Raw genomic sequence first — 7,152 nt, 5'->3', positions numbered from 1 at the left:
GACCCACTCCTCCGCTCATCCTGAGTAGGGATCGAGCTTGTCGAGAGCCCGTATCGAAGGACATGCTCTGGAGCCGTACTTCGATACGAGCCCTCGATACGCTCCTCCGGAGCTACTCGTTCTCACCTCAGCATGAGCAGGTAGGGCTAAAGTCATCCGACTCTGAGCGATCAGGGCGCCGTGCGCGCCTTGACGAGCGCGCGATAGGCGCGGCCGGGGAGGAGATATTTGGCGGCGGCGCGCTGGACGTCGGCGGCGCTGACCTTCTCCATCCCCGAAACCAGCTCGCGCGCTGCATCGAACGCGCGCGGATCGCGCTGGCCGAGCGCTATGACGCCGAGCCAGAAGGGGTTGGTCTGCAACTCGCGCTTGCGCGCATCGATCTGGGGGCGCTTGGCGCGATCGAGCTCGTCCGCCGAAAGCGGCCTGGTGCGCAGATCGGCGGCGATCGTATCGACCAGCGCGTAAAAGGCCGGGGCCTTGTCGGGCGCGATCTCGACCTCGGCGGCGAGCAGGCCATAGTGTGGCAGCGCGTTGGACGCGGGCGCGCTGACGTCGGGCGAATAGGTTGCGCCCTGCGCCTCGCGAAGCTGATCGAACAGCCTCTGCTTCATCGCCGCCGCCGCGACCGCGAGCGCGCGCGCATCGTCGGGATTGGCGAAATAGCCATCGGTGCCCCACGCCTGATAGGCGATCCCCTGATCGCCGCGCCCCGAATGCTGGAGCATGTAGGGCGCGGCGGCGGGCGCCGGGAAACGCACGTCGCGCGGCTGCGGCTCGATGCGCGGTGGGCGCGGCGGCAGCGCGCCGAAGGTGGATGCGACCGCCGCGATCGCCTGATCGACCGTGACGTCGCCGACGATCGTGACCGCCACTGCGCCTTGCAGCGCGGGATCGAGCAGGCCGATCAGGTCCTGCGGCCGGCTCTGCGCGAGCTGATCGGCGGTGGGCAGCGCCATCCAGCGCGCGTCGCCCGAATGGAGCAGCACGGGCAGCTCGCGCCTGGCGACGCCGGTGGGTGTCGAATCGATCTGCGGCAGCGCGAGGCCGAGCGCGTTCTGCGCGCGCGTCACTGCTTCGGGCCGGAAGCCGGGATCGCTGAGATAAGCGGTGAGCAATTGCAGCTCGGTCGGCAGATCGGTGGGGTTGGTCCGCCCCTGCAGCGCGAAGGCGTCATCGTCCATCCGCAGCCCGACGCCGATCGTCTTGCCGGTCAGCACGCGCTGCATCTCGCCCGCGGAAAGCTTGCCGGTGCCGCCTTCGACGAAGATCGTCGGCTGGCCGACCATCCAGTAGGATTGCGCCTTGCCCACGGGCAGCCCGAGCCGCCCCTGCCCGAAGCTCGCGCTGACCAGCACCTCGTTGGCGGTGACCTTCTGCGGCTTGATCGCGAGCGTGACGCCGTTGGCGAAGGTGACGATCGTGATGCCGAGATCGCCGATCTCGCGCTTCTGCGCGACGGTGCCGGGCTTGCCGAAGCCGGTGTAGGGCCAGCCGGGCGCATCGCCCGTCGCGGCCGGCGCGACGAGGCCCTTGCCCGCTTGATCGAAGGCGGCGCGCAACGCCGCCTCGCCGCCGGGAAGCGGCTGCGCGGTGGAAAGGAAGATCAACGGGCCGGAGCCCGCAAAGGCGCGCTTCAGCGCGGCGTTGACGTTGCGCAGCGAGAGGAAGCGATTCCATTCCTGGAGGTCGGCGAGGTCCTGCGCGGGGCTGCGCGTGACCTCGTTGCTGCCGATATCGCGGACGATCGCGTTGGCGATCACCTGGCTGGTGCGGCTGTCCGCCCCGGCGGCGGCGTTGGAGAGTATCGTGGTCAGCGCCTGCACCGCGCGATCGACCTCGGGCTGGGTGAGCCCGAAGCGCAGCGCGCGCGCCTGTTCGTCGACCGCCGCGCGCACCGAAGGCAGCGGCGCGCCGGAGAGCGGATTGATCCCGAAATTGGTCACCTCGGCCGAGCCGAGCACGTTGCTGCGCTGGACGCCGGCATTGAGGAAGGGCGCGTTGGTGCGCCGGGCGATATCCGAAAGCCGCTGGTTGATCGCCAGCAGGCCGACGATGCGATCATAATCCTCGCGCTCGCGATCGCTGGTGTCGGCGCGATCGTCGAACGGGCGGACCCAGCTTATCTGCGCCTGCGTCGGCGCGCCGGGCTCGCTGAACAGCCGCACCTCCTCGCCGCGCGGCGCGGGCGAGCCCAGCGCCGGCGGCGGCGGGGACGGACCCTTGCCCTGCCAATCGGAAAAGCGCGCCTTGATCTCGGCCTCGATCGCGTCCGGATCGAGATCGCCGACCGCGACGATCGCGGCATTTTCGGGCCGGTAATGCAGCTCGTAAAAGGCCCGGATCAGGCCGGCGGGCGCATGCTGGATAACGTCGATATGACCAATCGGCAGGCGATCGGGCGCGATCTGCCCCGCCAGCAGGAAGGCCAGCCCGGCCTTGCCGGCGTGCAGCGCGGGGCCGTCGCGCAGCCGCTCCTCGCCGAGGATCGCGCCGCGCTCGGCATCGACGCTCTTGTCGCCGATCGTCAGGTTGGTGGCGATCTCGCGGAACAGCATCAGCCCGGTATCGATCGCGGGCTTGCCGCCTTGCGGGAAATCGAACGCGTATATGGTCGCCTCGGGCGAGGTGCTGGCATTGGCGTCGGCGCCGATCGCCAGCCCCTGCCGCGCGAGCATCCGCATCGCATCGCCATCGGCGACATGCGTGCTGCCGCGAAACGCCATATGCTCGAGGAAATGCGCCAGCCCCTCGCTGCCCTTGGGCTCGGCGAGCGAGCCCGAGCCGATGTAGAGCCTGAGCGAAATCTGCGCGGCGGGCGTGCCGTTGCGGCGGATGGCGTAGCGCAGGCCGTTGGGAAGCCGGCCGAAGCGGATCGCCGGATCGGGCGCGCGATCGACATAGCTCTGCGCCCAGACGCCGGGGCGCTTGGGCGGGATCCGCGCGAAGCCGGCGCCAGGCAGCGCCAGCAGTAGCACGATCAGCATGCGGGGCAGGAAGGTCATCCCGGCTGGCCTGCCACGCGGTGCCACATCGGGCAATGCAGGCGAAGGAAGAAGTTCACGCCGCCTGATCGTGGATCGCTTTGGCGCGCCCCGCCGCTGTGCCGACCGCTTGGGCGAGCTTGGCGAGCGTGAAGGGCTTGCGCAGCACCTCATGCCCCTGAAACATCTCCGCCTCCCCCGCCTCGCCGACGAAGCCCGTGACGAACAATATCGGCAGGCGCGGAAAACGCGGGCCGATCGCGCGGACAAGCTCCGGCCCGGTCGTCCCCGGCATCACCACGTCGGTGATCAGCAGGCCGATGTCGTCGCGGCTTTCGAGCGTCGCGATCGCTTCGTCGGCCGATGCGCAGGGCAGGGCATGATAGCCTAGCTCGGTCAGCGCATCGCGCGTCGCGGTGCGGACGCGGACGTCATCCTCGACCAGCAGGATCGTGAGCGCGTCGAGGGAGGCGGGCGCCGCGGGCGTTTCGGGCGGCAGGCTGGCGATGACGGCCTCGCCCCGGTGGCGCGGCAGGTAGAGCGAGACGGTAGTGCCGGCGCCCTCGACCGATGCGATCACGACATCGCCGCGCGACTGGCGCGCGAAGCCGAAGATCTGGCTGAGCCCGAGGCCCGTGCCCTCGCCCACCGGCTTGGTCGTGAAGAAAGGCTCGAACACGCGTTCCAGCACCGCGGGCGTCATGCCCTGGCCGTCATCCTCCACCGCGATCCGCACATAATCGCCGGCGGGCAGCAGGTTGATCTCGCCCACGCGCAACGTCCGCTTGGAAGCGCCGATCGCGAGAACCCCCGCGCCCGCCATCGCATCGCGCGCGTTGACGCAGAGATTGAGGATCGCATTTTCGAGCTGATAGGGATCGACCCATACGGGCCAGACATCGGGCTCGGCCGCGATCCGCACGGTGATCCGCTCGCCGATCGTGCGATCGACCAGATCGGACATGCCGTGGATCAGCGCGCCGGGATCGACCCCCGCGGGCAGCAGCGGCTCGGCGCGCGAGAAGGAGAGCAGCCGTCGGGTCAGCGCCGCGGCGCGGTTGGCGCCCTCCATCGCGTTTTCGATGTGGCGATTGGCCTCGGCGGCCTGCTCGGTGACACGGTTGCGCGCCAGCTCAAGCCCGCCGAGCACCACCGCGAGCATATTGTTGAAATCGTGCGCGATGCCGCCGGTGAGTTGCCCCACCGCCTCCATCTTCTGCATCTGGCGCAGCTTCGATTCGGCCTCGGCGCGGACCGCGGCTTCCTTGGTGAGGCGCTGGTTGGCCTCCTGCAATTCTCGCGTGCGATCGGCGACCGCGTTTTCCAGCGCCTGCGTGCGGTTGATCTCGGCATCGGCGTCGGCGCGCGCGATCCGCTCGTGCGACCAGGCGATCACCGCCATCCATCCCGTCGCCAGCGCCGAAAGCGTGAGCATCACGCCGACCCACGAAAGCAGCCGCGCCAAGGCGTTCGAGCGATGCACGCGGTTGGCGGCGGCGGTGGAGCGTTCGTCGAGCAGCGCGCGCTCGGCATCCTGCATCTGGCGGATGAGCTGCGCGGTGCGCGGCAGCACATCGGATCGCCCCGCCTGCGAGAATAGCGACAGCGCCGCCCAGCCGCGCTTGTAGCTGGCCAGCGTCGCCGATTTGGCGAGCTCGGCGCCGCGCCTGACGTAGAGCTGCTTGAGCGCGGCGGCGCGCGCGGCCTGCTCGGGATCGTCGCCGACCAGATCGGCGAGCGTATCGAGCTCGCGCCCGGCGCGTCGCCACTGATCGAGGTAGAGCGCGCCGGTCTGCACGCTGCCGTCGGTGACGTAGCGGCCAAGCGCCGCCTCGCTCCGCGACAGCGCGCCATCGAGCTCGCTGGTCAGCATCATCACGTCGAAACTGTGCTGCTTGCGCGCCAGCGCGACATCGCGCTCATGGTTCGATTGCTGGACGAGCGTGACCAGCGCGACGAGCAAAGCGGCGGCGATCAGCGCGAACACCGCGGCAAGCAGCCGGAAGCGCAGGCGAACCCCGCTCTGCACCGGCTCCAACGCTTCGGCCTCGCTCATCCCGCCAGCTTACGCCCAAGATGGTTAACGGAAAATAAGCTTTCGGGCGGGTGGGGCGCTGATATGGAAGCGCCTAGAGTCTGCCCTGTTGACGTTGAACTTTACGTCACCCCGGCCTTGAGCCGGGGTCTCGCTGCCTGCCGACGCTGGAGAAGAAGCGGGACCCCGGCTCAAGGCCGGGGTGACGTTCCGCTTGAACGGGACAGCCTCTAAAGTCGGATGCGACGATAGAGCGCCCGAGACGATCCTCCCCTGGCAGCAGTGGTCATGCCCGAACTTGCTCGACACCCTAGATCGCGCCGACCGCGCGGCCGGCGGCGGCGAAGATGGCGAGGATCTCGCCGACCTGCTCGTCCGAATGTTCGGCACATAGCGAGCAGCGCAGCAGGTAGGTGCCCGCCGGCGTCGCGGGCGGCCGCGCGAGGTTCACGTAGACGCCGCCTTCGAGCAACGCCTGCCACAGCGCCACGGCGCGCTGCTGATCGGGGAGCATCACCGCGATGATCGCCGACTGCGCGGTCGCGGTGGCGATCGTGAAGCCGAGTTCGCGCAAGCCCGCGTGGAGGCGGCGGCTGTTCTTCCAGAGGTGCGCGCGCTTGTCGCCGGCGTGCATCAGCTTGCGGATCGATGTCGCGGCGGTGGCGACCACCGAGGGGGGAAGCGAGGCCGTGAAGATATAGGGGCGGCAGACGAGGCGCAGCACCTCGAAATCGGGATGGTTGGAGACGCAGAAGCCGCCGACCGTGCCGACCGATTTGGAGAAGGTGCCGATGACGAAATCTATGTCGTCCTCGACTCCCATCTCCTCGTAGACGCCCCGCCCGTTGGCGCCGAAGAAGCCCATGCCGTGCGCCTCGTCGCAGAGGATCATCGCTTTATGCTTCCTCGCGACCGCGACCATCTCTGGCAGCGGCGCGACATCGCCGAACATCGAATAGACGCCTTCGAGCACCACCAGCTTGCCCGCTTCCCTGGGAAGGCGGCCGAGCCTTTTGTCGAGATCCTCGACGCTGTTGTGGCGGAAGCGGACGATCTCGGCATTGCCGAGCCAGCAGCCGTCGTAGATCGAGGCGTGGCTGTCGGCGTCGAGGATGATGTAATCGCCCTTGCCCGCGAGCGTGGAGATCACGCCGAGATTGGCCTGATAGCCCGTCGAGAAGACGATCGCGTGATCGGCGCCGTAAAACTCCTTCAGCGCCTCCTCGCAATCCTTGTGCGGATGGTAGGTGCCGTTGAGCACTCGGCTGCCGGTGGTGCCCGATCCGAACTGGTCGAACGCCTGCTTCCCCGCCGCGATGACGTCGGAATCGAAGGTCATCCCCATATAATTATAGGTGCCGAGCAGGATCGTGTCGCGGCCCTGGATCACCGCCAGCGTCGGCGATTTGACCTGCGTCATGACGATCGAGAAGGGATCGCGCACGCCGGTCGCGAGCAGAGCCTCGCGCTCCTCGATCAGCGGGCGGAACTTGGCGAGCAGGTCGCGCCCGCCTTCCGCCACGCGGTCGCCGGGCGCGATCGCCTCGGGCGTGTCGATCGCCTCGCTCATGCCGAGGCGGCTCGCAATTTCTCGACGGTGTCGACGAGCTGGCCGACCGTTTCGATCTCGGCCTGCATGTTCATCGTGATGAGGATATCGAACTCGTCCTCGATCGCCGCGACGAAATCCATCACCGTCAGGCTGTCCCATTCGAGATCGCGCGCGAAGCTGGTCGCGTCGGTCAAGGCGACGCCCTTCTTGTTGAAGGGTTCGATCTGCTCGGCCACCTGGGCGAAGACGTCGTCACGCATGCTCATGTCTCGACCTTTACGGAAGGATGCGTGCTTGCCAAGCGATTGCGGCGCGCATGTGTCGCGGATCACCGTGCGAGCCAGCCTTGAGCGCGATACCAGGCAGCGGTTTCTGCGAGGCCGGCGGGGGTCTCGATTTCCGCGTGCCATAAGGGTGCGGGCGGGTGCGCCCCCGGGGCTGCGGCCCAATCGGGATGGCAGAAATAGGCGACGCGATCGGGGGTGAGCTTGGCGCGCGCGCCGCGGACCAGCGCGTCGCCGCGCGCCGCCAGCGCGAGCAACGCCTTGGGGAGCGGCAGGGGCAGCACCCTGCGCCCGAGC

At 68.7% G+C, this 7,152-nt stretch carries 4 protein-coding genes and 1 pseudogene; all 5 read right to left on the bottom strand.

What is annotated here, in order from left to right:
• Window positions 1-170 precede the first annotated feature (170 nt).
• Window positions 171-3,005: a M16 family metallopeptidase gene (locus tag HUU94_RS03530; protein ID WP_174273737.1), complete on the bottom strand. Its 2,835-nt coding sequence runs from the start codon at window positions 3,003-3,005 to the stop codon at window positions 171-173.
• Window positions 3,006-3,060: 55 nt separating this feature from the next.
• Window positions 3,061-5,040 carry an ATP-binding protein gene (locus HUU94_RS03525; RefSeq protein ID WP_174273736.1) on the bottom strand — a complete coding sequence of 660 codons (1,980 nt, stop codon included), beginning with the start codon at window positions 5,038-5,040 and terminating at the stop codon, window positions 3,061-3,063.
• Window positions 5,041-5,329: 289 nt separating this feature from the next.
• The gene (spt, locus tag HUU94_RS03520) at window positions 5,330-6,589 is read right to left on the bottom strand and encodes a serine palmitoyltransferase (RefSeq protein WP_174273735.1); all 1,260 of its coding nucleotides are present in this window, start codon (window positions 6,587-6,589) and stop codon (window positions 5,330-5,332) included.
• On the bottom strand, window positions 6,586-6,837 hold the full coding sequence (locus HUU94_RS03515) for an acyl carrier protein (protein ID WP_174273734.1): 252 nt from the start codon (window positions 6,835-6,837) through the stop codon (window positions 6,586-6,588). Before HUU94_RS03515 ends, spt begins: the two co-directional genes overlap by 4 nt.
• A gap of 62 nt (window positions 6,838-6,899) precedes the next feature.
• Window positions 6,900-7,152, bottom strand: a pseudogene (locus HUU94_RS03510) (NAD(P)-dependent oxidoreductase); the annotation flags it as partial.

It is taken from the genome of Sphingomonas bacterium (genome assembly GCF_903644055.1).
Classification (GTDB): domain Bacteria; phylum Pseudomonadota; class Alphaproteobacteria; order Sphingomonadales; family Sphingomonadaceae; genus Sphingomonas_I.
The sequence above is the reverse complement of the archived record's forward strand: the minus strand, read 5'-3'. Positions and strand labels throughout refer to the sequence as shown.

What these genes read in the sequence shown, in the direction of transcription:
- HUU94_RS03530 (WP_174273737.1), bottom strand. Translation starts at nt 3,005, where the DNA reads ATGACCTTCCTGCCCCGCATGCTGATCGTGCTACTGCTGGCGCTGCCT.
- HUU94_RS03525 (WP_174273736.1), bottom strand. Translation starts at nt 5,040, where the DNA reads ATGAGCGAGGCCGAAGCGTTGGAGCCGGTGCAGAGCGGGGTTCGCCTG.
- spt (WP_174273735.1), bottom strand. Translation starts at nt 6,589, where the DNA reads ATGAGCGAGGCGATCGACACGCCCGAGGCGATCGCGCCCGGCGACCGC.
- HUU94_RS03515 (WP_174273734.1), bottom strand. Translation starts at nt 6,837, where the DNA reads ATGAGCATGCGTGACGACGTCTTCGCCCAGGTGGCCGAGCAGATCGAA.